The organism is Aquibium carbonis (assembly GCF_003970795.1).
GTDB classification, from domain to species: domain Bacteria; phylum Pseudomonadota; class Alphaproteobacteria; order Rhizobiales; family Rhizobiaceae; genus Aquibium; species Aquibium carbonis.
Genome location: NZ_RWKW01000055.1, coordinates 14,670 through 38,397, shown reverse-complemented (window position 1 = coordinate 38,397; position 23,728 = coordinate 14,670). Strand labels below are relative to the sequence as shown.

Annotated in this window: 20 protein-coding genes; 15 read left to right on the top strand and 5 right to left on the bottom strand. The window is 65.7% G+C overall.

Features of this window, described 5'->3' with window-relative positions; translation table 11 throughout:
- Positions 1-145: 145 nt before the first annotated feature.
- A complete protein-coding gene (locus EJC49_RS15355) occupies positions 146-784 on the top strand; it encodes an RNA polymerase sigma factor (protein ID WP_126700818.1) in 639 nt (212 codons plus the stop codon).
- Between the two features lie 26 nt (positions 785-810).
- Positions 811-1,719: a DMT family transporter gene (locus tag EJC49_RS15350; protein ID WP_126700817.1), complete on the top strand. Its 909-nt coding sequence runs from the start codon at positions 811-813 to the stop codon at positions 1,717-1,719.
- Between the two features lie 43 nt (positions 1,720-1,762).
- Here the strand turns inward: EJC49_RS15350 and EJC49_RS15345 are convergent, their stop codons facing one another.
- Positions 1,763-2,665, bottom strand: a complete 903-nt coding sequence (locus tag EJC49_RS15345; protein WP_245453414.1) for a Crp/Fnr family transcriptional regulator — start codon at positions 2,663-2,665, stop codon at positions 1,763-1,765.
- Between the two features lie 646 nt (positions 2,666-3,311).
- Here EJC49_RS15345 and EJC49_RS15340 point away from each other — a divergent pair.
- Entirely contained in the window at positions 3,312-3,794 is a 483-nt protein-coding gene (locus tag EJC49_RS15340) for a hypothetical protein (protein WP_126700816.1), read from the top strand.
- Between the two features lie 59 nt (positions 3,795-3,853).
- On the opposite strand, the gene ftsH is transcribed toward EJC49_RS15340, so the two are convergent.
- Both ftsH and EJC49_RS15330 read right to left on the bottom strand, forming a co-directional pair.
- Entirely contained in the window at positions 3,854-5,740 is a 1,887-nt protein-coding gene (gene ftsH, locus EJC49_RS15335) for an ATP-dependent zinc metalloprotease FtsH (protein ID WP_126700815.1), read from the bottom strand.
- Positions 5,737-8,499 carry a cation-transporting P-type ATPase gene (locus EJC49_RS15330; protein WP_126700814.1) on the bottom strand — a complete coding sequence of 921 codons (2,763 nt, stop codon included), beginning with the start codon at positions 8,497-8,499 and terminating at the stop codon, positions 5,737-5,739. Before EJC49_RS15330 ends, ftsH begins: the two co-directional genes overlap by 4 nt.
- Positions 8,500-8,828: 329 nt before the next feature.
- On the opposite strand from EJC49_RS15330, the gene EJC49_RS15325 reads away from it, so the two are divergent.
- From EJC49_RS15325 to EJC49_RS15315, 3 genes are all read left to right on the top strand, one after another.
- The gene (locus tag EJC49_RS15325; RefSeq protein ID WP_126700813.1) at positions 8,829-9,095 is read left to right on the top strand and encodes a DUF2933 domain-containing protein; all 267 of its coding nucleotides are present in this window, start codon (positions 8,829-8,831) and stop codon (positions 9,093-9,095) included.
- Positions 9,096-9,116: 21 nt separating this feature from the next.
- Positions 9,117-9,776, top strand: coding sequence for a methyltransferase family protein (locus EJC49_RS15320; protein WP_126700812.1), 660 nt, complete (start codon positions 9,117-9,119; stop codon positions 9,774-9,776).
- Positions 9,777-9,874: 98 nt separating this feature from the next.
- Entirely contained in the window at positions 9,875-11,164 is a 1,290-nt protein-coding gene (locus tag EJC49_RS15315) for a cyclopropane fatty acid synthase (protein WP_126700811.1), read from the top strand.
- Between the two features lie 96 nt (positions 11,165-11,260).
- Here the strand turns inward: EJC49_RS15315 and EJC49_RS15310 are convergent, their stop codons facing one another.
- Complete coding sequence (locus tag EJC49_RS15310) at positions 11,261-11,752, bottom strand: hypothetical protein (protein WP_126700810.1); 492 nt, start codon at positions 11,750-11,752, stop codon at positions 11,261-11,263.
- A gap of 69 nt (positions 11,753-11,821) precedes the next feature.
- Positions 11,822-12,283 (bottom strand): CopM family metallochaperone, encoded by a 462-nt coding sequence (gene copM / locus EJC49_RS15305; protein WP_126700809.1) that lies wholly within the window; start codon positions 12,281-12,283, stop codon positions 11,822-11,824.
- A 333-nt stretch (positions 12,284-12,616) separates the two neighbouring features.
- Here copM and EJC49_RS15300 point away from each other — a divergent pair, with 333 nt between their 5' ends.
- The 9 genes from EJC49_RS15300 to EJC49_RS15260 all read left to right on the top strand — a co-directional run bounded on the left by EJC49_RS15300 (position 12,617) and on the right by EJC49_RS15260 (position 23,723).
- Positions 12,617-14,050 (top strand): YfcC family protein, encoded by a 1,434-nt coding sequence (locus tag EJC49_RS15300; RefSeq protein ID WP_126700808.1) that lies wholly within the window; start codon positions 12,617-12,619, stop codon positions 14,048-14,050.
- An 11-nt stretch (positions 14,051-14,061) separates the two neighbouring features.
- Positions 14,062-15,288: an arginine deiminase gene (gene arcA, locus EJC49_RS15295; RefSeq protein ID WP_126700807.1), complete on the top strand. Its 1,227-nt coding sequence runs from the start codon at positions 14,062-14,064 to the stop codon at positions 15,286-15,288.
- A gap of 15 nt (positions 15,289-15,303) precedes the next feature.
- A complete protein-coding gene (gene argF / locus EJC49_RS15290; RefSeq protein ID WP_126700806.1) occupies positions 15,304-16,305 on the top strand; it encodes an ornithine carbamoyltransferase in 1,002 nt (333 codons plus the stop codon).
- 1 nt (position 16,306) lies between these two features.
- A complete protein-coding gene (gene arcC, locus EJC49_RS15285) occupies positions 16,307-17,218 on the top strand; it encodes a carbamate kinase (RefSeq protein WP_126700805.1) in 912 nt (303 codons plus the stop codon).
- A gap of 25 nt (positions 17,219-17,243) precedes the next feature.
- Positions 17,244-17,684, top strand: coding sequence for a universal stress protein (locus EJC49_RS15280; RefSeq protein ID WP_126700804.1), 441 nt, complete (start codon positions 17,244-17,246; stop codon positions 17,682-17,684).
- 157 nt (positions 17,685-17,841) lie between these two features.
- Positions 17,842-19,950: a heavy metal translocating P-type ATPase gene (locus EJC49_RS15275; RefSeq protein WP_126700803.1), complete on the top strand. Its 2,109-nt coding sequence runs from the start codon at positions 17,842-17,844 to the stop codon at positions 19,948-19,950.
- 32 nt (positions 19,951-19,982) lie between these two features.
- Positions 19,983-20,975, top strand: coding sequence for a ribose-phosphate pyrophosphokinase (locus EJC49_RS15270; protein WP_126700802.1), 993 nt, complete (start codon positions 19,983-19,985; stop codon positions 20,973-20,975).
- A gap of 24 nt (positions 20,976-20,999) precedes the next feature.
- A complete protein-coding gene (locus EJC49_RS15265; protein ID WP_126700801.1) occupies positions 21,000-21,305 on the top strand; it encodes a hypothetical protein in 306 nt (101 codons plus the stop codon).
- A 159-nt stretch (positions 21,306-21,464) separates the two neighbouring features.
- On the top strand, positions 21,465-23,723 hold the full coding sequence (locus tag EJC49_RS15260) for a phosphoketolase family protein (protein ID WP_245453413.1): 2,259 nt from the start codon (positions 21,465-21,467) through the stop codon (positions 23,721-23,723).
- Positions 23,724-23,728 lie beyond the last annotated feature (5 nt).

Genomic DNA, 23,728 nt, shown 5'->3' with positions numbered 1-23,728 from the left:
GTCGAAGTCGTCGCTGCCGTATCCGTCAGGGAAACTGCGGCAGACAGCAGCCCGAAACCTTGATCTGGATTAAGGATCGAGAGCGACCCATGCCCTTTTATGATCGAGTGAGGCCGATGGGTACATCCTGGTCAAACGAGGAAAGATGGCGAAGGGCCGAGATCAGCGTCAGGACTCTGACGAAGGCGATGCAGTCAAGCCCCACGACGCAGCCGTCCAAAGGGCGCTCGTCGAGGCCCGCGAGGAACTGCTCCAGTTCCTCAGCATGCGTCTCCGTGATCGCGACGAGGCCGAGGAGGTCCTGCAGGCTTTCTCGGTGCGCGCGCTGGAGCGCGCGGCGCAGCTCCGGGACGTACGGACTGTGCGCGGATGGCTGGGAAGGGTTCTCGCCACGACGATCGTCGATCACCAGAGGCGCGCGACGCGCAGGCGCCGTCGGGAGGTCGACGTCGACCAGGAGAGCCTCGACAACCACCCCGTCGATCCGGATCCCGAACTCGATGCAGCGGTCTGCAACTGCCTCTATAGGCTGTTGCCGACGCTGAAGCCCGAGTACTCCGACATCGTTTGGCGCGCCGACATTCTCGGCGAACCACGCGACCGGCTGGCGACGAGCCTGGGCACGTCGCTCAACAACGTCACGGTCCGGCTCCACCGCGGACGGCAGGCATTGCGGAAACGCCTGGAAGAGATGTGCCGGACCTGCCCCGTCCACGGATTTCTCGACTGCCATTGCGAAAAGGGCGAACAAATCCGCGCTGCGCATGCGGCCGCGTCGGGCTGACCTCTGACGCGGTTGACAGGCAGATCATGCGCTTCACTCCCCTGCTCGTGCTGGTCGCCGTCCTCAACGCACTCTGCTACCCCTTGATCACCATGGGACTGGCTCATGTCCCGCACCTTACGTTCGCCGCCCTCCGCGCGATCGTTGCGGGAATCTCCCTGGCGTTGATCGCGGCTGTGTTGCGCCGGCCATGGCCTCCGGACTTCCGCGCATGGGTCGCGCTTGGCGGCATTGGCTTCGGATCGACCACGGTGGCGTATTTCGGGATGTTCCATGCGGCCGAGTTCGTCTCGCCCGGTCTGGCAACCGTAGTCACCAACAGCCAGCCCCTGATCGCTGCCATTCTCGCGCTCGTATTGCTGCACGAGGGACTTGGCCGCCTGCAGTATCTCGGACTCGGTCTCGGCTTCCTTGGCATCGTCGTCGTCAGCCTTCCGCAACTGGGCCTTGCGGGTGCTCCGGGGTTCCCTGCCGGACTTGCCTACGTCATCATCGCCGCTGTCGGCATCGCGTTCGGCAACGTCTTGATGAAAGCCGTCAGCAACCGTCTCGACCCGCTCGTGGCGATGGCCGCTCAGCTGCTCCTGGGAGCGGTTCCGCTTGCCGTCATGGCGCTCTTGTTCGAGCGCCCCTCCGAGACTGTGTTGTCTCCCATGTTCCTGCTAGCCCTGCTCGGGCTCGCGCTTCCGGGGACGGCGATGGCGTATTGGCTTTGGTTCTGGCTCCTTGGTCGCGTGCCGCTCGGCCGAGCGAACGCGTTCACCTTTCTTACGCCATTCATCGCCCTCGCCATCGGGATCGCGTACTTCGGCGAGCACGCCAGCGCGCCAATGATCGCAGGCCTGGCGCTTTCGCTCGCGGGCATCGTGCTTGTCGAGCGTGGAGCTATCGTCGTGGCGCCGCCCGATACCGAGGGACAGGCGCCTGGGCCTTAAGGCGCCCGTGGTTGAGTCCAATGGGTTGCCGCCCGCTGAGCCTCTACCCGGGCGACCGCCCCTCAAGCCAGGAGAGTGCCATCTGCGGATCGACTCCGGCCACCTCGATCAGACGATCGGGGTCGAGTATCCGAAGGCGACGGTAATGGAACTCGACAACTCCCTGCTTGCGCATGGCGCTGAGCACCCGGTTGACGTGGACGAAAGTGAGACCCGTCGCGTCACCGATCTGCTCCTGCGTGAGAGGGAGGGCCATCTCCTCGATTCGCGTGCCCGGCCATTGCGCCCGGTATCTGGTGAACAGCTCCAGAAGGAGATGCGCCACACGTTCCCGCGCCGAGCGCCGACCGATGCTCGTCATGCGGTCGTAGGCCATGCTGCAGTCGCGCGCCAAGGAACGTGCCAGCCGCATGGTGATCTCCGGCTCGTCGCGCGAGAAGGAAGCCAGCACGGCGGCCGGGATCACGGAAACCACGACGTCGGTCAACGCCTGGGCTCCGAATGTCGCCTGCGCGCGTTTCGACGGAAGGATGCCTAGCACCGCGCCGGGCAAGGCAAACTGCACGATCTGTCGCCGCCCGTCTTCGAGCAGGGTGTAGAGCGCCACCCATCCGTCGAGGAGGTTGAAGATCGCCCCGCCGCTGGAACCAATGCTGAACAGGTCCCGCCCAGCCTCGATCTTCCGGTCCCCGGCACGATACCGGGACACCAGCCGATGTTGATCCGCCGACGACGGCGCGATCCAAGACCCGCCGTCATCTCCTCTGCTGCCGCGCCGCGCGCGCCCGTTCAAATCCGAAGCCGGCACGCCCGATGCGCGTGGCGCCTCCAGCGGCGGCAATTCACTAAGACGTGGTCCATTCCATCCGCGTTCGATGATTTCCCAATCGTCGCGGCGGATCGACCGGGCAGTCTCTTTGGGTAAAGACGCTCGATGCCAGTTCACATTACACCTCCGGGTGCCATGCCCGTTCAGGGCCGCATTCGGCCTGTCAATTTTGATGTTGGATGAAGGTCCCTGACTCGCGGTCCGGCCGGCGGCGCCGCACTCGGGCGAATCCCGCGCGAACAGAAGCGCTCCGCATTGGCCGCCCTGCCGAGGCAAGGCTGGCGCAAGGCTCGAGCCAGGCGACTGGACGACGCTATGCCTTGGGAACGGGCGGATCCCGATCAGGAAGGTTCGATTGCGGGAATTCTTCCGGAGAGATCGGAACCGACGAAACGTCGACCGGCGGCGTTACGGGTTCGGTCCGATCGCCGAACAGCGGCGCCTGGCAGGGCGTGCAGGCGGCCACGCAGCAGGCTTGGCCGGACGGACAGTCACCTGTCTCGTTCGGCGACACGCTGACGGCAGCGTTTCCCATCGGGGCCGACACGACAGCTTGAAGCAGCGATGACCGCTTTTCGTGGGCGGCCGCAGGCTCCCCCTGCATCAGGAAGGAGGCCACACAGACGATCAGCAATGCCAGAAACCTGAGCATATGACTGCACCTTCGCCCTCAGACGCGCGCTGACGGGCGGGCGTCTGGACGCGTAGTAGTGCATAACACATCCTGGGCCACCTTGATGCAGGTCAAGCACGGGCCTGCTGCATGCGCTACGCCTTCAATCCGGATCATCAGGGCGGGCGTGCCGCAGGATCGAGCGAATGCTTGATCGAGGTTAAGGTGCGGGCGACCGACGTTCCATACCTTACCGCCAGAGATTACCGCTCCCGCAGGTCAACGATGGCATCGGCAGCCTCTCTTTTGCCTGACCGGCCTCACCGGGTCGGCATCCTTGTCGCCCGTAGCCAGCGGAGGATGATGCTCAGTCCTTTCTTCTCCAAGTGCGATGGCTTGCTGGTCGTCGACCCCGGCGCGAGGACACGGGTTTTTCGAGCAAACGCGAAACGCACCGGCCTGTCGACATGCGATCTGGTCTTGTCGAGCGGCATCGCCAAGCTGGTATGCGGTTTCATTGCCAGACCCGATCTCGACAGGTTGTCCACGGCGGGGATCGATGTGCGGATCGGCTCCTGCGCGCGCACCGTGGATGCTCTCGTGCGCGGGTTCGACGCCTTGCCAGCAGCGTGACAGCGCCCGGGGTGTGCAGGTCGGTAGCGGCGCGCGTCCTATGTAGAGGAAACGACCTGCTATCTGCCGCCGGGACCTGTCCTTCGCTTCGGCGAGCGGACGACGGATGACGAATCCTGGGCACCGCTGCTGCCGGAGGTCGGGACCAAGACCAGGACGCTCAGTTCCGCCTCGTCGAGCGTCTCCTTCTCAAGCAACCGCCGTGCGGTCCTCTCCAGAAGGTCGCGCCGCTCGGTGAGCAGTTTGACGGCGCGGTTGAAGGACTGCTCGACGATGGCGCGAAGCTCAGCGTCGATGGCGTCGGCCGTAGCCTCGCCGTAGTCGCGCTCCTGCGGGTAGCCAGCGTAGGGATTCGGACTCAGGAAGGGGTTCTGGCTCTTTTCCAGCGCCACATGGCCGAGCCCTTCCGACATCCCGTAGCGCGTCACCATTGCGCGGGCGATGTCGGTCACCTTGGCGAGATCGTCGGCCGCGCCGGTCGACAGGTGCCCGAACACGATCTTCTCCGCCGCCCTTCCTCCGAGCAGCACGGCCATCTTGTTCTCGAGTTCCTCGCGGGTCATCAGGAAGCGGTCTTCGGTCGGGCGCTGGATCGTGTAGCCAAGCGCGCCCACCCCGCGAGGGATGATGGAAACCTTGTGCACGGCATCCACGCCCGGCAGCGCCAGCGCCACCAGCGCGTGGCCCATCTCGTGATAGGCGACCACCTCGCGCTCCTTCGGGTTAAGCAGGCGATTGCGCTTCTCCAGCCCGGCCACGATTCGCTCGACCGCGTTGTTGAAGTCGTCCATGGTGACGGCGGCGGCCTTGCGGCGGGTGGCGAGCAGCGTAGCCTCGTTGACGAGATTGGCGAGATCAGCGCCGGTGAAGCCCGGCGTGATGCCGGCCACCTTCTCCGCGTCCACGTCCGGCGCAAGCTTCGCCTTTTTCATGTGCACGTGCAGGATGGCGATGCGACCCTGCTTGTCCGGACGGTCGACCAGCACCTGGCGGTCGAAGCGGCCGGCGCGCAGCAGCGCCGGATCGAGTATCTCGGGCCGGTTGGTCGCGGCCAGCAGCACCACGCCGATGGTGGGGTCGAACCCGTCCAGCTCGGACAGAAGCTGGTTCAGCGTCTGCTCCTTCTCGTCATGGCCGCCCATGACCGGGCCGAGGCCGCGGGCGCGGCCGAGCGCGTCGAGCTCGTCGATGAAGATGATGGCGGGCGCCCGGGCGCGCGCCTGCTCGAACAGGTCGCGCACGCGGGCTGCGCCCACGCCGACGAACATCTCAACGAACTCCGAACCGGAAATGGAGAAGAACGGCACGCCGGCCTCCCCGGCGACAGCCCTGGCGATCAACGTCTTGCCAGTGCCGGGAGGGCCGACCAGCAGCACGCCCTTGGGCATGCGCCCGCCCAGCCTGCCGTATTCATCCGGGTTCTTCAGGAAATCGACGATCTCCTGCAGTTCCGCCTTGGCCTCATCCACTCCAGCCACGTCTTCGAAGGTGACCTTGATGTCGGTCTCGACATAAACCTTCGCCTTGCTCTTGCCGATCTGGAGCATGCCGCCCGCTCCGCCGCCCATGCGGCGGATGAGGAACATCCATACGCCGATGAACAGCGCCATCGGTACGATCCACGAGAGCAGGTCGCGCAGGAAGTTGCTCTCGACCTGCCCCGTCACGACGACGTCGTACTGGCGCAGCTGTTCTGCCAGGTCCGGCTCGACGCGGGTGGTTATGAAGCGGGTCTGCCCGCCGTCCAGCGGCTGCCGGAACGTACCCTGCATGTAGTTGTCCGACACCTGCAATTCCGCGATACGGCCCGCCTGAAGGTGGCCCTCGAACTCGCTGTAGGGAATCTGGGCCACCTGCGTGGCGGTAGTGAAGATCATCTGGAAGACCATCAGTCCTACGAAGGCCGCCACCCAGTACCAGATGTTGAACTGCGTCTTTCCGTTCATCTTTTCCTGTCTCCTCGGACAGCGATCGGCTTCGGCGCAGCCTGCGTGTCCAGCCTTTCGAGCAAGCCGTAGCGGCGCATGAGGGTCTTTTCCGCCTCCAGCACCAGCATCAGGGCCACGCCGACGACGACGATCAGCAGCCCGTCCAGCAGCGGTATCGGCCGCGACGTGAACAACGCGTGCATGAAAGGCGCATAGGTGAAGGCGAACTGCGCGCCGACCACGGCGCCGATCGCCGCGAGCACGATCGGCGTGCCCAGCAAGCCATGCCAGCTTATCGAGCGCATATGCATGTAGCGGACGTTGAAGAGATAGAAGATCTCCATCACCACCATCGTGTTGACGACCATGGTGCGGCCCGTATCGATGTCGAAGCCGCGCCAGAACGCCCAGGCGAAAATGCCGAACGAGCCCGCGACGAACAGCAGCGACACGAAGGCGATACGCCAGACGAGGAAGCGCGACAGCAGCGCCGTCCCGGCCGGGCGCGGCGGCCTGCGCATCACGTCGGGCTCGGCCGGCTCGAAGGCGAGGACCAGCCCGAGGGAGACGGTAAGCACCATGTTGATCCAGAGGATCTGAGCGGGCGTCATCGGGATGGTGAGGCCAGCCAGAAGTGCCACGATGATGGTGACGGCCTCGCCGCCGTTCGTAGGCACCGTCCAGGCGATCACCTTGCGGATGTTGTCGAAGACCGTGCGGCCCTCGTGGACCGCCGCGACGATCGTTGCGAAATTGTCGTCCACAAGCACCATCTCGGCGGCCTGCTTGGCGGCCTCGGTGCCCTTGCGACCCATCGAGATGCCCACATCCGCCTGCTTGAGCGCCGGCGCATCGTTGACGCCGTCTCCCGTCATGGCGACGACCGCGCCGTCCGACTGCAGCGCCCGAACGATCCTGAGCTTGTGCTCGGGGCTGGTGCGGGCAAAGACAGTGGTGCGGCGGGCGAGTTCCGGCAGGTCCGCGTCGGACACCGCATCCAGATCCGGACCGGTGACGACTTGAGGCTCGTCGGCGAGGCCCAGTTGCCGCGCGATGGCGGCCGCCGTGATAGCGTGGTCGCCGGTGATCATCTTGACGCTGATACCCGCCGACCGGCACTCGGCGACGGCTTTGACCGCCTCGTCTCGCGGCGGGTCGATGAAGCCGGCGATGCCGAGGAAGAGCATGCCCTGCTCGACCTCGGCGAAGGTGAGTGAAGCCCCGTTGGCCACCTCCTTGCAGGCGAAGCCCAACACGCGCTCGCCTTGCGAGGCAATCTCGGCGATCCGGTTTGCCCAGTAGGTCGCGTCGACAGGCCCGTCTCCGTCCTGTCCGGCCTGACGGTCGGACATTTCGAGGATTCGCTCCGGAGCACCCTTCACGAAGATGAAGCGGCTTTCCTTGCCCGGCGCGATATGCAGCGAGGCCATGAAGCGGTGCTGCGCGTCGAAGGGAATCTCGTCGATGCGCTCCCAGCCGGTCCTGTAGCGGTCAGGATCGACGCTGGCCTTGATCGCGAGCGACACCAGTGCGCCCTCCATCGGATCGCCCTCGGCGCGCCAGTTGCCGTCCCTCTCGACGAGAACCGCGTCGTTGCAGAGCAGCGCGCCGCGGACGAGCTGTCTCGCCACGGGAGAAAGCGCATCCTGCCTGGCGTCCGCCAGGACGAGTGCGCCGACGGGCTCGTAGCCGACCCCTTCGACTGCCAGTTCGTGGTCCGCGGTGACGATGCGGCGCACCGTCATCTCGTTGCGCGTGAGCGTGCCGGTCTTGTCGGAGCAGATGACCGAGGTGGAGCCCAGCGTCTCGACCGCCGGTAGCCGCCGGATGATGGCGTGGCGCGCCGCCATGCGCTGCACGCCTATGGCGAGCGTGATTGTGATGACGGCGGGCAGCCCCTCCGGCACCACTCCAACGGCAAGCGCCACCACGACCAGCAGAGCCTCGTCCCAGGCATAGGCGCGCACCAGCGTCGCGAAGGCGAAGAGGGCGACAGCGGTCGCGATCGCGACGAAAGTGAAGCGGCTGCCGAACTGGTTGATCTGCCGCAGCAGCGGGGTGGTCAGCGTGCCGACTCCTCCGACGAGGCGGCTGATGCGGCCGATCTGCGTGGAGCCGCCGGTGGCCACCACCACGCCCGCCCCCTGCCCGGCCGCGACCAGCGTCCCGGAAAAGGCCATCGAGGAGCGGTCCCCCAACGGCGCATCCGTATCGACGGGCCGGTCCTGCTTCACCGCCGCAACCGACTCGCCCGTCAGGATTGCCTCGTCGATCAACAGCGCGCGCGTGCGGAACAGGCGCAGGTCCGCTGGCACCTGGTCGCCTGCCTCCAGGAGCACCACATCGCCCGGCACCAGCGTCGCCGCCGCCAATGAAACGCGTCGGCCGTCCCGCAGCACTGACGCCTTGGGTGCGATCATGCCGCGGATCGCTTCCAGCGCCTGCTCGGCCTTGCCCTCCTGGATGAAGCCGACGACGGCGTTCACCACGACCACCGCCACGATCACGCTGGCGTCGATGATGTGGTCGAGCGCCCAGGCCGCAACGGAGGCGGCAAACAGGAAGTAAATGAGCGTGTTGTGGAATTGCGCCAGGAACCGCAGGACAGGATGGCGGCGTGGCGGCGGCGGAAGCTCGTTGCGTCCATGGCGTGCAAGCCTCTCCGTCCCTTCGACCGAGGTGAGGCCGTGCCGGCCGCTGTTCAGCGTGGCATAGGTCGCCTCGATGTCGAGAGCGTGCCATGCGGCGGCGCTGTCCGGCATACTTGCTTGAACCATCGCAGCCCGGTCATCCATTTTCTTCGACCAGATTCTCCCGCACCAGTCCTTCTGCCCTCAAAGAAGCATTGCGATACCTTGGAAGGGAAGAAACCTCGTTTCCTACCAACGGCCCCCCTTCGAGTGTTTGATCTGGATTAAAGAGCAAGCGGGCAGATCAACCGTTGGCCACAACATCGAAACGGCCATAGTCGTCGTATTGGGTTCCGATGCTGCCCAGCACCGACGGGTGCATCAAGGCAGCTTAACCTGGATCAAGGTTTCCAGTGCTCCCTCGCCTGATCGTGTCCCGATCACCCAGGTCAGCCATCCTCCAAGACGGAGAGCTCATGGAACGCGACACGAACCGTTCAAACGAGGACGAGGGGCGCAAAGGTCGATCAACGGCCTCCAACGTCGCCCTTTTCGGCTTCCTCGCCCTCGCTGCCTTCTACTTGATCGCGGAACATCGGGCACACCTTCTTGGCTGGCTGCCGTGGCTGCTGATCCTCGCCTGCCCGCTGCTTCACGTCTTCATGCATGGCAGGCACGGCGGGCACGATGAGCATTCGGACAGGTCCTTCCCCCGCTCGCGGCAGCCGCCGCACCGACATTGATCAGGCGGTCCGGAGCGCCCCATGCAAGAAAATATTCCAGCCTACGGCCTATGGTCCCTGGTGGTCCTGAACTCCGCCGTATTCATCTTCTTCGCCTTCACGTTCTTCAAGCCCACGACCACACGCGACTGGCGCTCGTTTGGGGCGTTCAGCGCGTTCATCGTGGCGCTCTTCACGGAGATGTACGGCTTTCCGCTCACGATCTACCTCCTGTCCGGATGGCTGCAGACACGCTATCCCGAGATCGACTGGTTCTCGCACGATGCAGGCCATCTGCTGGAAGAACTTCTCGGCTGGCGAGCCAATCCTCATTTCGGCCCGTTCCATGTCCTCAGCTTCATCTTCATCGGCGGTGGCTTCGTCCTGATCTCAGCGGGATGGAAAGTGCTCTACGAGGCCCAGCGCCGGGGCGCACTTGCGACAACGGGCGTCTACGCGCGGATGCGGCACCCCCAATATGTGGGATTCGTGCTCGTCATGTTCGGTTTCCTTCTCCAGTGGCCGACATTGCTGACCCTCGCGATGTTTCCCGTTCTGGTCTTCATGTACTGGCGGTTGGCGCTCCGCGAAGAGCGGGAGGTACTTGCCGAACACGGTGAGGCGTACGCCCGGTACATGAAAGAAGTGCCAGGCTACTTTCCGCGGCTAGGCGCGCGACCGGCCCGGAGGGTCGACACATAACTACCGGAGCCGTGCTCATCAGCGAGCGGCCTGGATAAGCTCTTCGAGATCCGTTCATCTCCACCATCCCGTCAAGTCCGAACCCCTCCCTGGAAAACATGGACGCGTTCATTCTGAAAACCATCGACCGCCTCGTCAAAAGAGGAACCCTCAAGGTAACAACCGCCAAAGGCACCACCCGAACGTTCGGCGACGGCAGCGGAACACCGGTGGCAGTGCGCTTCACTTCCTCCTCCGCGCAACGCCGCGTCCTGTCCGATCCGGAGCTCCGGCTGGGCGAAGCCTACGTGGACGGAGGGATGGCGCTAGACGAGGGAACAATAACCGACCTGCTAGAGCTTCTCCTCTCGCAGGACCAGATGGACCAACGTTCGGCTTTCTCGCGAATGTTGGCCGGACTGCGCTTCATGCTTCGCGGTCTCAGCCAGCGTAACTTGCGCGGGCGATCCAGACGCAACGTCGCGCATCACTACGATCTCGACGGGCGTCTGTACGACCTCTTCCTCGACGCCGACCGGCAGTACAGCTGCGCCTATTTCGAATCAGCCGACGCAACGCTCGACGAAGACCAAGAGGCAAAGAAACGCCACATCGCCGCCAAGCTGCTCATCCACAGGAACGCCCGCGTCCTGGACATCGGGTGTGGCTGGGGAGGCCTTGCCCTGAGCCTGGCGGAAACGTACGGGGCGCACGTTACCGGGATCACGCTCTCCGAAGAACAGCGCCAGTACGCCAACACCCGGGCGGCGGCGGCGCAGCATCCCGAACGCGTCGATTTCCGGCTTCTCGACTACCGGGACGTGACGGGACGTTTCGAACGGATCGTCTCGGTCGGCATGTTCGAACACGTCGGCGTCCGTCACTACGACGAGTTCTTCCGCAAATGCCGCGATGTCCTCACCGACGATGGGGTCCTTCTGCTCCACTCCATCGGCCGAGTCGACCCACCGGGATTCACCAATCCCTGGATCGCGAAGTACATATTCCCCGGGGGATACATTCCCGCGCTCTCCGAGGTGCTTTCCTCGGTAGAACGCTCCGGCCTCGTCGTCACGGACATCGAGATCCTGCGGCTCCACTACGCAGAGACGCTCAGGCACTGGAGAGAGCGATTCCTGGCGGAGCGGGCGGCCGCGGCGCAACTTTACGACGAGCGCTTCGTGCGCCTGTGGGAATTCTATCTCGGCGTTTCCGAAATGGCGTTCCGGCACCAGGGATTGATGGTGTTCCAGATGCAGATCGCCAGGCGACAGGATTCGGTGCCGCTCGCGCGCGACTACATCGGCGACGAAGAAGGCCGTCTCCGCATGATGGAGACCCGACATGCCGAGACGGCGTCGATGCTTCGTGGAAGCACATCCGGCGATCTCGCAGCTGCAGGCCGCTAGCAGCAAGCCGCTCGAGCATGTCCGCCATGGCCTGCAGACGTCGCAGGATCGGGGCACCAGCCGCGGGAGGACACCCGCCGCGGACGGCTGTCGCCGCTACTTGATGTGCTCGTTCGGAAAGACGACCCGCACGGTATCGGCCCGCCCCGGCACGTCGATATCAACCTCAAGCTGGAAGCGGTCGCGGCCCGGCAGATCGACGAATGCGCCGTACGTAACCGTTCCCGCTACGGCCATCGGCTCGAGGGCAATGCGCCTGTGGCCCACATGACCCAGGCCGGAAACCGTCACGACGACCCTTGCGTCCTCGACGCGCTCTCCGCTTGCCGCGTTGAAGATGGCCACGACGACGTGCTGCTCATGCTCCCCGCCCCGCGTGCCGCCGTGCATCGCCCCCTGGCCGCCGCTCCCGGGATGCCCTTTGACGAGAGCGGCAGGCATGACGCCGAGGTACACCGCGAAGCCGCCCGCAGTTTCATATCCTTCGGCGGATCGCGCAGGGACTGTCATCAGGAACAGGGCCAAAGCCAGGGCCGTGATCGCAAGAGGCAGCGGACTTGCGCGGGAGAGCGTCCGGGCTTTCCTCACTGACTTGCCTCCTTCCGTGACCGCCAGGCACGCGCGGGCGGTCACAAGCTTCTGTCTCGAACGTTCCGCCTACTGGCCTCTCGCCTGAAGCCAGGCGTTCATGGCGTCGATCTCCGCCTGCTGCGCGTCGATTATCTCCTGGGCCCACTTCCGCACCTGCTCGTCCGACCCGAACTGCAAGGCGGCCTTTGCCATGTCGATGGCGGCCTGATGGTGCGGGATCATTCCCTTCACGAACGCGACATCGGGCTGGTCGATCTGCATGGCTTCCATCATGGGTCCATGCATTCCCATCATCGCCCCCATGTAGGCCCGGGACGACTCCGGCAGCGCGTTCATGCAGCTGTCCATGTGCTGGCCCATCATGCCTTCCATCATCTGCATCATCGGTGCGCATTGCTCGGGCACGGCAGGAGCGGCGGGCGCTGCGTGGTCGCTCCCGCTTCCGGGGTGATGCGCATCTTGCGACATGGCGACGCCCGGAGACGCGGCAAGCGCGAGCAACAGCACGATTCTCGACCAGGACTTCATACGGGCATCCTCTCTGTTTCTCTCTGGGCCGCCGCGGTCGCAGCGGCCTCATGTGAAATCGGCGACCCCGACCGATCCTGTGTCCCGATCCCAGTCTTGACCCGAACATAGGGGATGCGCCGTCAGTCGAATTTAACCTCGATCAAAGACGGAACCTCGCTCCGCGCCTTAGATGCGCCCATCGGCGGAACCGGCGAGTTACGGGTAATCTCGTCTTTTCCGCCTCTCGCGCTCGATCGCGTGCCGGAGTCCCGGCCGGTGTCGAGCTGGAAACCTTGGGGTTCGCCGTCCGCTCGTTCGTCGCGGCTCCCCTCCAGGAGACGGGGGAACATCATGACGAGCACATCCGCCACCGCCGCACCGCGCAGGCTGCGCTTCCCGACGGCATTCACCATCCTGTTCGGGCTGATCGTCCTCGTGGCGGCGCTGACCTGGATCATTCCGGCCGGACAGTACGAGCGCGTCCTCAATCCCGCGCTCGACCGCGAGGTACCGGTCGCCGGCACCTATGCGCCCGCGGAAGCCAATCCGCAGGACGTGTTCGACGTCATCATGGCCCCCATCGGAGGCCTCTACAACCCAGCCACAAACGAGGCCAACGCCATCGACGTGGCCTTGTTCGTGCTCGTCATCGGCGGCTTCATCGGCGTGGTGGCCTCCACTGGAGCGATCAACGCTGGCATCGGCAGCGCGATGACGGCGCTCAAGGGCCGCGAGAAGTGGATGATCCCGGTTCTGATGGCGCTGTTCGCCTTTGGCGGCACCACCTACGGCATGGCGGAGGAGACGCTCGCCTTCTACGTGCTCCTGATCCCTGTCATGATCGCGGCGCGCTACGACGCTGTCACGGCCGTCGCCATCATCCTGCTTGGCGCGGGCGTAGGCGTGCTGGGCTCGACCGTGAACGCGTTCGCGACCGTGATCGCATCGGATGCGGCCGGCGTTCCCTTCACGCAGGGCATCGTGCTTCGCTTCGTCATCCTCGGCCTCTGCTGGCTCGCCTGCGTGATCTACGTGATGCGTTATGCGGAGCGCGTGCGGCTCGATCCGAGCCAGTCCCTAGTCTACGACCGCAAGGCGGAGAACGAGGCGCACTTCCTCGCCGGACAGCAGGACGGAACGCCCGAGTTCACCGGCCTGCACAAGATCGTGCTCGGCGTGTTCGCGCTCACCTTCGTCGTCATGGTGTGGGGCGTGCTGCGCGGCGGCTGGTGGATGGGCGAGATGAGCGGTCTCTTCCTCGCTTCCGCCATCCTCGTCGGCCTGATCGCGCGGCCAGGCGAGGAGAAGTTCGTCGACGCCTTCCTCAACGGCGCGCGTGACCTGCTCGGCGTCGCCCTCATCATCGGACTGGCACGCGGCATCGTCGTCATCATGGACGCGGGAAGGATCAGCGACACGATCCTGCATTGGGCCGAGCTTTCGGTTGCAGGACTGGGCGAAGTCGCCTTCGTCAACGTCATCTACTGGATCGAGGTGCTCCTGTCCTTCTTCGTGCCGTCCTCGTCCGGCCTCGCCGTGCTGTCGATGCCGATCCTGGCGCCGGTGGCCGACTTCGCTGGAGTGGGCCGCGAACTCGTGGTGACCGCCTACCAGTCGGCAAACGGCATCGTGAACCTCATCAACCCGACCTTCGCGGTGGTGATGGGCGCGCTCGCCATCGGCCGGGTGCCCTACGAGCGCTGGCTGCGCTTCATGTGGCCGCTGCTCGTCATCTTGACCGTCATCATCATGGCGAGCCTCAGCGTCGCAGTCGTGGTCGGCTGAAGGAGAAGTCGATGACCATCACCTACGGCGTCCACTCAGAGGTGGGCAAGCTGAGACGCGTCCTCGTCGACCGCCCGGGTGCCGCCCTTGCCCGCCTGACGCCCTCGAACTGCCACGAGCTGCTGTTTGACGACGTCATCTGGGTCAAGCAGGCGCGCGTGGAGCACATGACCTTCGTCGACGCGATCCGCTACCGCGGCGCCGAGGTCGTCTTCCTGCGCGAGGCGCTGGCCGAGACGATGCAGGACGCGGAAGCCCGGCGCTGGCTGCTCGACCGGCGCGTCAACGAGAACACTGTCGGCGTCGGGCTCGCCGACGACCTCAAGGCGATGCTGATGGAGGCCGACGCCGACGCGCTGTCGCTCGTCCTGATGGGCGGCATGAGCAGGGCCGAGCTGCCGATCGAGCCGAAGGGCGTACTGACGCAAGTCCTCCGGCCGGAGGACTTCATCCTGCCGCCGCTGCCCAACCATCTCTTCACCCGCGACACGACCTGCTGGATCTACGGCGGCGTGACGCTCAACCCGATGCGCTGGAACGCGCGCAAGCTGGAGACGGTCAACATCGCCGCCGTCTACCGCTTCCATCCGGATTTCCGCGACGCGGGTTTCCCGGTCTGGTGGGGCGATCCCGACAACGACTACGGGCTGGCAACGCTGGAGGGCGGCGACGTGATGCCGCTTGGCAACGGCCTCGTGCTGGTCGGCATGGGCGAGCGCACCACGCCGCATGCCGTCGGCCAGCTCGCCCGGGCGCTGTTCGCGCAGGGCGGAGCCGAGCGGGTCATCGCCTGCAAGCTGCCGGTCGAACGCGCCTCCATGCATCTCGACACGGTCTTCACCTTCTGCGACCGAGATCTGGTGACGCTGTTCGCCGGTGTCGTCGACGGCATCACGGCCTATTCGCTGCGGCCGGGCGAGAAGGACTGGCAAATCGACGTGCACCAGGAAAAGGGGCATCTCACCGAAGTCGTCGCCGACGCGCTCGGCCTCAAGAAGCTGCGCACCGTGCAGACCGGCGGCGACGCCTACGTCGCCGAGCGCGAGCAGTGGGACGACGGCAACAACGTCGTCGCGCTCGAGCCCGGCGTGGTCGTCGGTTACGACCGCAACACCTACACCAACACCCAGCTCCGCAAGGCCGGAGTCGAGGTCATCACCGTGCCCGGCGCGGAGCTGGGGCGCGGGCGGGGCGGCGGACACTGCATGACCTGCCCGCTGGTCCGCGATCCGGTCTGAGGCGGAGGAAGACCCATGCCAGTCAACCTGAAGGGCCGCAGCTTCCTCAAGCTGCTCGACTTCGCTCCCGACGACATCCGTTTCCTGCTGCGCCTCTCTGCGTCGCTCAAGCAGGCCAAGTACGGCGGCTACGAAGAGCAGCGGCTGAAGGGCAAGAACATCGCGCTGATCTTCGAGAAGGATTCGACGCGCACCCGGACCGGATTCGAGGTCGCTGCCTACGACCAGGGCGCTCACGTCACCTATCTCGGGCCGACGGGCACGCAGATCGGCAGGAAGGAATCGATGAAGGACACAGCCCGCGTGCTCGGCCGGCTCTATGACGGCATCGAGTATCGCGGCTTCGGGCAGGAACAGGCCGAGACGCTGGCCGCCTTTTCGGGCGTGCCCGTCTACAACGGGCTCACCGACGAGTTCCATCCGACCCAGATCCTCGCCGACTTCCTGACCATGCGCGAATACACCCGCAAGCACCTGTCGCAGGTCGCCTTTGCCTTCCTTGGCGATGCGGGCAACAACATGGGCAATTCGCTGCTTGAGGGCGCCGCCCTGATCGGCATGGACGTCCGCCTCGGCGCGCCGAAGGCATATTGGCCGGAGGAGACGCTGGTGGCGCGCTGCCGCGAGATCGCGCAACGGACGGGCGCGACGATCACGCTCACCGAGGATGCGGCCGAGTCCGTGAAGGGCTGCGACTTCGTCTATACGGATGTCTGGGTCTCGATGGGCGAGCCAGATTCGGTCTGGGAGGAGCGCATTAGGCTGCTCACGCCCTACCGCGTGACCTCCGACATCATGGCGGCGACGGGCAACCCCCACGCCAAGTTCATGCACTGCCTGCCCGCCTTTCATAATCGCGAGACGGAGATCGGCGAGAAGATTTTTCAACGGTATGGCATCGACAGCATGGAGGTGACGGAGGAAGTGTTCGAGTCCGATGCCTCGATCGTCTTCGACCAGGCGGAGAACCGCATGCACACGATCAAGGCGGTGCTAGTCGCCACCTTGGGGTCCTGACATGCGCGTCGTAGTCGCCCTCGGCGGGAACGCGCTCCTGAAGCGAGGCGAACCCATGACAGCCGAGGTGCAGCGCGCGAACGTGCGCAGGGCTGCCCTCGCGCTCGCCGACCTCGCACTTGACCACGACATAGTGGTCGCCCACGGAAGCGGGCCGCAGGTTGGCCTGCTCGCCCTGCAGGCCGCCGCCTACAAGGAGGTGCCGCCCTACCCGCTCGACATCATCAGCGCCGAGAGCGTCGGCATGATCGGCTATCTGGTCGAACAGGAACTGGCCAACGCCCTGCCGGAGAACGCGAAGCTCGCCACGCTGCTCACCCAGATAGAGGTCGACCGCGGCGATCCGGCCTTTGCGAACCCGGTGAAGCCGATCGGTCCTGTCTACGACGACCGGGAAGCCCGGAAGGCGGGAGACGAGCACGGCTGGCCCCTGGTCGAGGAAACGAAGGGCAAGTGGCGGCGCGTGGTCCCCTCTCCTCTTCCCAAGCGCATCACCCAGATCGAGGTGATCCGGCTTCTGGTCAAGTTCGGCGTGGTCGTCATCTGCGCCGGCGGCGGCGGGATTCCCGTCATCCGCAAGGAGGACGGCGATCTCGAGGGCGTCGAGGCGGTCATCGACAAGGATCGCGCCGCCGGATTGCTGGCCGAGCAGCTCGACGCCGATGCCTTCCTGATGCTCACGGACGTCGATGCCGTCTACGAAGACTGGGGAACGCCTCGGCAAAGGCCGATCCGGCGGGTCAGTCCGGACAAGTTGAATCCGGCTGCCTACCCCCCGGGTTCGATGGGTCCTAAGGTCGAGGCGGCGATCGCCTTCGCCGCCGTCGAGGGTCGGCTTTCCGGCATCGGCCGCCTGGAAGACGCGCGCGCGATCCTCGAAGGCCGCGCCGGGACGACGATCTCGATCCGATGACACGTAAGAGACGGGAACCACGCCAATGTACAAGCATATCCTGATCGCGACGGACGGCTCCGATCTCGCCCAAAAGGGTGTCGACCACGGGCTTTCGCTGGCCAAGAACCTGGCCGCCAAGGTCACCGTAGTCACCGTAACGGAGCCGTTTCCAGTATATGTCGGCGATGGCTGGGCGCTCGGTCCCGACGAACTGGATCGTTATGAAGCCGATCAGCGGAAGTCCGCACTCGATATCTTCGAGTCGATAAAGGCCAGCGCCGATAGGCTCGGCGTCCCCTGCGAGACGCTTCACGTTCCCGGCCGTCGCCCGGCGGAAGCGATCCTCGAGGTCTCGGCCACGAAGGGCTGCTCGCTGATCGTCATGGCCTCGCATGGCCGTCGCGGACTTGGCCGCCTGCTGCTGGGGAGCCAGACGCAGGAAGTGCTGGCGGGTTCCTCGATCCCTGTCTTGGTGGTGCGCTAGCGGCAGCCGCCGCCTGCCCGGAACTTAACTTGGATCAAGGAATCCCGCTCGCGAAACGGGGAGGTTCGGCTTGAAAGATCTGTCCTCCCCGACATCTTCTGGCTGACCGGGGACGGCGGTCGCCGCCGTCCCCGGCCGTCACGCTAGGAAGAGAAACATGACCTCTCCGCATTCCCATCACGAGCACCACGCCCATCAGGGTCACGCCGCTGGCCGCCGTCAGGATGAAGACTACTACGGGAACCCGAACGTCGTATCCGCCGCCGGCTCCAGCCATTCCGAACATGCCCACGGCGGCCATGACCATGCAGCGATGGTCGCGGACTTCCGCCGCCGCTTCTGGGTGACGCTGGTCCTGACCCCTCCGGTCCTGCTCCTCTCTCCCATGATCCAGCACTGGCTGGGTCTGGCCGAGACGCTGGCGTTCCCGGGTGACGGCCTGGTTCTCTTCGCGCTGTCGACGGTGGCCTACCTGTACGGAGGGTGGCCCTTCCTTACGGGCTTCTTCTCCGAACTGCGCAAGGGGCAGCCCGGGATGATGACGCTGATCGCGCTGGCGATCTCGGCAGCGTACTTCTTTTCCTCGGCCACGACGTTCGGCTTCCCCGGCGAGGCCTTCTACTGGGAGCTGGTGACTCTGGTCGCCATCATGCTGCTCGGGCACTGGGTGGAGATGCGCTCGGTCATGGGCGCTTCGCGTGCGCTCGAGGAACTGGTACGGCTGCTGCCAGACAGCGCAACGAGGCTGGACGCGGACGGCTCCACGCATGAGGTTCCGATCTCGGCGCTGAAGCCGGGCGACCGTGTTCTGGTGCGCCCAGGCGCCAAGGTGCCCGTAGACGGGGAGATCATCGAGGGTTCGTCCGGCTTCAACGAAGCGATGCTGACTGGCGAATCCCGCCCCGTCTCCAAAGGCGTTGGCGCCACCGCCATCGGCGGTGCGATCAACGGCGCCAACGCAGTGACGATCAGGGTGACCGCGACGGGCGATTCGACCTATCTCGCCCAGGTCATCGATCTCGTGAAGAAGGCGCAGGCGACCCGCTCGCGCACTCAGGACATCGCGAACCGCGCCGCCGCGTGGCTGACTTACATCGCGCTCGTCGTCGGCTTCGGCACCCTCTTCGTCTGGTGGCTCCTCCTTGACGCCCCTCTCGAGTTCGCGCTCGAGCGCATGGTGACGGTGATGGTTGTCGCCTGCCCGCATGCGCTCGGCCTCGCAGTCCCCCTAGTGGTGGCGGTCAGCACCTCGCTCAGCGCAAGCAACGGCCTGCTGATCCGGGACCGTGCCGCATTCGAGCGGGCGCGAAACCTCGATGCCGCCGTGTTCGACAAGACGGGCACCCTCACGGAAGGCCGCTTCGGGGTCAGCGACGTCGTGCTGCTCGGCGCGGGCGACGAGAACGAGGAACTGGCGTTCGCCGCCGCCGCAGAGAGCCAGTCCGAGCATCCGATCGCCCACGGCATCGTCGCGGAAGCGAAGGACCGAGGACTTGCCGTTCCGAAGGCCAGCGACGTGAGCAACATCACGGGCGAAGGCATCGTGGCCAAGGTCGGCGGCCAGGATATCCGGATCGTCAGTCCGGGCCACCTCGCCCGGCAGGGCAAGGCAGTCGGTAACGCGAGGCTTGCGGAGCTGGAGGGACAGGGAAAGACCGTGGTCGTGCTGGTCCGCGGCGGCGAGCCGCGCGCCCTTTTCGCGCTGGCCGACATCGTGCGGCCCGAGTCGAAGGAAGCGATCGCCGAACTGAGCAGGCTCGGCATCAAGTCCGTGATGCTCACCGGCGACGCGCGGGGCGTCGCGGAAACCGTGTCCAACGAACTGGGCATCGCGGAGTTCTTCGCGGAAGTGCTGCCCGACCAGAAGTCTGACAAGATCAAGGAGCTGCAGGCCCGGGGCCTGTCCGTCGCCATGGTCGGCGACGGAGTCAACGACGCGCCCGCGCTCGTGCAGGCTGACCTCGGCGTCGCCATCGGTGCCGGAACGGACGTGGCGGTGGAATCGGCCGACGTCGTGCTCGTAAGGAGTGATCCGCGGGACGTGGGCGCGATCCTGGGCCTCTCACGCGCCACCTACCGCAAGATGGTGCAGAACCTTATCTGGGCCACCGGCTACAATGCGATCGCGATCCCGATGGCGGCCGGGATCACCTTCGGCACGGGGTTCCTCATGACTCCTGCCGTCGCCGCCGTCTTCATGTCGGCGAGCACGATCATCGTGGCGATCAACGCGCAGTTCCTCCGCTTCTACAGGCGGCACGCGTGACCGCGCGCCAACCTGCTCCAGAGCGCCCCGCCATGCGCATCATCCTCCCGCTCCCCGGCAACGAAGGCTTCGCCGCACGTCTCGCCCAGGAAGGCGGCTGGGAACTCGGGAAGCTGGAGACACGGCGGTTTCCGGACGGGGAAAGCTACGTCCGCATCCTGGCGGACGTGACCGACAGGCCCGTCGACTTGGTGTGCACCCTTGCGAGGCCTGACGAAGGCTTTCTCCGCATGGTGTTCGCTGCGGACGCCGCGCGGTCGCTGAGCGCGCGCGAGGTCAATCTGGTTGCCCCCTATCTCGCCTACATGCGCCAGGACCGCCGTTTTCAGGCGGGCGAGGCGCTGACCTCCATGACATTCGCGCGCATCGTGTCTGCAGCGTTCGACCGCCTCGTCACGGTCGACCCGCACCTTCACCGCTATCCCGCGCTGTCAGCGCTTTATGGTGTCCCTGACACGACCCTCCACGCCTCGCAGCTTCTGGCCGACTGGATCGCGTCCGAGGTTGAAGGCCCGCTTCTCGTCGGTCCGGACGAGGAAAGCGAACAATGGGTGGCGGCCATAGCGGAACGGATCGACGCGCCGCATGCGGTGCTCCGCAAGATCAGGCATGGCGACCGAAGGGTCGAGGTCGAGGTGCCGGACCTTGCCCGCTGGCACGGCCGCCAGCCGGTGCTGGTCGACGACATAGCGTCCTCGGGACGCACCTTGATCGAGGCCGCCGGAAAGCTGCCGCAGCAGGGCTTCCCCAAGCCGGTCGTCACGGTCGTCCACGGCATATTCGCCGAGGATTCGTACGAGCGTCTCCTGCCGCTTTGCGCCCGCGTCGTGTCGACGGATTCGGTGAGTCACGACAGCAACGCGATAGGGCTGGCCGCGCTCGTTGCAAGGGCGCTGCCCGCGCAGGTGCAAGGCGGCGGTAATGTCCGGCAGCGCCGTCCCCCGGAACCCTTGGACGAGGTGGAACGCGCGGGCCTGGATTCCTTTCCCGCAAGCGATCCGCCGTCCTGGACGGCCGGAAGATGAGGTGGTCCTCCAAGGAGCAAGGCGATGGAGCAACATGAAGACGCCGTCAGGACTTCTTCGCGCCTGAAACGAGCCGAGGTGGCGGCGTCGTTCGGCGCCGGGCTGATCGGCGGAGGCATCGGCGTGTTCGCCGCGCCGTATGCGGCCGACCTCGCGCTCTACGTGCTCGTGGCCGGCGTGCTGATGCACGGCTGGGGCATGTACGACAAGCACGCCATCGAGCGGAATGCGGGCCGCCCCGAGGCGGGCTGGATGAAGGTTCTCTACTGGTTGTGCTGGGCCGTCCTCGCGGGGTTGGGAATCCTGCTGCTCGTCCGCGTGCTCCTCTAGGGCGCCGGGCTTCGAACTCGGGAAAGGCAAGACGCCGTGAACCAAAAAGCATCACCGGACTACCTCGCTTGGGCTAGCGGTTACGGCGTGATCGCTCACGCGCCGGAGACGCTCGATCGCGTCCGAGAGCTGGCAATGCGGCTGGCGGAGGACAGGCGCATGCCTGAAGCGGCGTTCTACCGCCTCCTCTCGGCGGCCGACCGCCTCGCGTCCGCCGCCATGTGGACGGTCGTCCATATGACCTACGCGAGGCGCGTGGACCTCAGCGGCGCGCCGCTTCCGGCCGATGCCTTCAAGCCCGTCCCGGAGGGCCATACGGGAGGTTCGCTCAACATGGTCCCCGCCATTGTGGGCTACCTGGCAGCCAATGCCATGACCGGAACGACCCGCTCATGGATGATGGGCCAGGGTCACTGCGTCGCCGCTGTCGAAGCCGTGAACGCTCTTACAGGAGACGTGTCCCCGGCGCAGAGGGGGCGCTACGACCGCAGCGAAGCAGGCCTCTCCCGGCTGGTCTCAGACTTCTATTCCTACGCGATCGACGCCGACGGGAGAGCTGCCGTCCCGCTCGGAAGCCATGCTGGGCCGAACACGGCAGGAGCAATTTCCGAAGGAGGATATCTCGGCTTCGCGGAGGTCCAGTACGTCCATGCCCCGCTTCCGGGAGAAAGCCTCGTAGCCTTCCTGAGCGACGGCGCGTTCGAGGAGCAGCGCGGTTCGGACTGGACCCCGCGCTGGTGGAGGGCCGAGGATTCCGGTCTGGCGGTGCCGGTCATGATCCTGAACGGGCGAAGGATCGAAGAACGGGTGCAGATCGCGCAGCAGGGCGGCGCCGAGTGGCTGGCGGCCCATCTCCGTCTCAACGGCTTCGATCCTTTCGAGATCGACGGCCGCGATCCCGCCGCCTTCGCCTGGGCCATCATCGAGGCCGAGGACAGGCTCCGGCGGTTCGCCGAAGGCGAGCGGCCGAAGTATCCGGCCCCGATCCCCTACGTGATCGCCGAAACGGTGAAGGGATACGGCTTCCCAGGCGCGGGCACCAACGCCGCCCACAACCTGCCTCTTTCCGGGAATCCCTCGCAGGACGCGAAGGCCCGCGAAGCCTTCAACGAAGCCGTCCGGGCGCTGTTCGTGCCGCCTGAAGGAATCGAAGGCGCGGTTGCCGAGATAGCTGTCCACGAACGGCAGTCCCGCCCTCCGGAAAGCCACCATGCCCTCTCGCAGAGAAACCCCGACGCCCCCCGGTTTCCGAACCCGGAATGGTCCAGCGCCGGAGATTCTCCCGACTGCGCCATGCACGCGCTCGATCGCTGGTTCGTCCGCTTCGTTGAAGCGAATCCGAACCTGCGGCCGCGCGTCGGCAATCCCGACGAACTTCGCTCCAACCACATGGGCTTCACCCTCGACAGGCTGCGCCATCGCGTGAACGCTACCGAGAACGGCGTCGCCGATGCCGTGGACGGAGCGGTCATCACGGCCCTCAACGAGGAGGCGGTCGCGGCATCGGCGCTGGCGAACAAGGGGGGCATCAACCTGATCGTGAGCTACGAGGCCTTCGCCATGAAGATGCTCGGCGGATTGCGCCAGGAGATCGTCTTCGCGCGCAGGCAGCGCGAAGCCGGCCAGCGGCCGGGCTGGATATCGGTCCCCCTGGTCGTAACCTCGCATACCTGGGAGAATTCGAAGAACGAACAGTCCCATCAGGATCCGACCGTCGGCGAGGCGCTTCTCGGCGAGATGTCCGACACGGCGCGTGTCCTGTTTCCCGTCGACTCGAACACCGCGGTGGCTGCGCTTCGTTCCGTCTATGAGGGGAGAGGCCAGGTCGCATGCCTTATCGTGTCCAAGCGCGACATGCCCCACAGGCTCGATGGCGACGCTGCGGTCCGGTTCGTGGCCGAGGGGGCAGCTCACATCGAAGGGGACCCCGCCAAGGCAGAGGTCCAGTTCATCGCCGTCGGAGCCTACCAACTCGAGGAGGCACTGAAGGCATCCCGCAGGCTCGGCATGCATGGCAGGCACGCCCTCGTGACGGCCGTGTCCGAACCCGGCCGTTTCCGTATCCCCCGCGATCCGCTGGAAGCCGCGTTCACCGCGAACGACGAGGAACTCGCCAGCCTGTTCCCGCCCGGCATGCGCCGGGTGATCGTATCTCATACGAGGCCCGAGCCCATGATCGGCCTGCTGCGGCGGCTTGACGAAGGCCCGACGCGCACGGCCGCGCGAGGCTACATAAGCCGTGGAGGGACGCTCGACGTGCCCGGCATGCTGTTCGCCAACAGATGTTCGTGGGCGCATCTGATCGAAGCGGCCTCCCGGATTTCCGGGTGGGACCGCGACGGCCTGCTTGCTTCGGCCGAGCAGGCTGCCGTGGACGGGCGCGGCGATCCGCGCGCGTTGCGTGCGCCGGACAACTGAAAGAA

Bases quoted from the DNA above. Each gene is read 5' to 3' on its own strand.
- EJC49_RS15320 (WP_126700812.1), top strand. From the start codon at position 9,117: ATGCAAGAAAATATTCCAGCCTACGGCCTATGGTCCCTGGTGGTCCTG.
- EJC49_RS15270 (WP_126700802.1), top strand. From the start codon at position 19,983: ATGCGCATCATCCTCCCGCTCCCCGGCAACGAAGGCTTCGCCGCACGT.
- EJC49_RS15350 (WP_126700817.1), top strand. From the start codon at position 811: ATGCGCTTCACTCCCCTGCTCGTGCTGGTCGCCGTCCTCAACGCACTC.
- EJC49_RS15300 (WP_126700808.1), top strand. From the start codon at position 12,617: ATGACGAGCACATCCGCCACCGCCGCACCGCGCAGGCTGCGCTTCCCG.
- EJC49_RS15315 (WP_126700811.1), top strand. From the start codon at position 9,875: ATGGACGCGTTCATTCTGAAAACCATCGACCGCCTCGTCAAAAGAGGA.
- EJC49_RS15330 (WP_126700814.1), bottom strand. From the start codon at position 8,499: ATGGTTCAAGCAAGTATGCCGGACAGCGCCGCCGCATGGCACGCTCTC.
- EJC49_RS15280 (WP_126700804.1), top strand. From the start codon at position 17,244: ATGTACAAGCATATCCTGATCGCGACGGACGGCTCCGATCTCGCCCAA.
- argF (WP_126700806.1), top strand. From the start codon at position 15,304: ATGCCAGTCAACCTGAAGGGCCGCAGCTTCCTCAAGCTGCTCGACTTC.
- EJC49_RS15260 (WP_245453413.1), top strand. From the start codon at position 21,465: ATGCCTGAAGCGGCGTTCTACCGCCTCCTCTCGGCGGCCGACCGCCTC.
- EJC49_RS15265 (WP_126700801.1), top strand. From the start codon at position 21,000: ATGGAGCAACATGAAGACGCCGTCAGGACTTCTTCGCGCCTGAAACGA.
- EJC49_RS15325 (WP_126700813.1), top strand. From the start codon at position 8,829: ATGGAACGCGACACGAACCGTTCAAACGAGGACGAGGGGCGCAAAGGT.
- ftsH (WP_126700815.1), bottom strand. From the start codon at position 5,740: ATGAACGGAAAGACGCAGTTCAACATCTGGTACTGGGTGGCGGCCTTC.
- arcC (WP_126700805.1), top strand. From the start codon at position 16,307: ATGCGCGTCGTAGTCGCCCTCGGCGGGAACGCGCTCCTGAAGCGAGGC.
- EJC49_RS15355 (WP_126700818.1), top strand. From the start codon at position 146: ATGGCGAAGGGCCGAGATCAGCGTCAGGACTCTGACGAAGGCGATGCA.
- arcA (WP_126700807.1), top strand. From the start codon at position 14,062: ATGACCATCACCTACGGCGTCCACTCAGAGGTGGGCAAGCTGAGACGC.
- EJC49_RS15275 (WP_126700803.1), top strand. From the start codon at position 17,842: ATGACCTCTCCGCATTCCCATCACGAGCACCACGCCCATCAGGGTCAC.
- EJC49_RS15340 (WP_126700816.1), top strand. From the start codon at position 3,312: ATGCGCTACGCCTTCAATCCGGATCATCAGGGCGGGCGTGCCGCAGGA.
- copM (WP_126700809.1), bottom strand. From the start codon at position 12,283: ATGAAGTCCTGGTCGAGAATCGTGCTGTTGCTCGCGCTTGCCGCGTCT.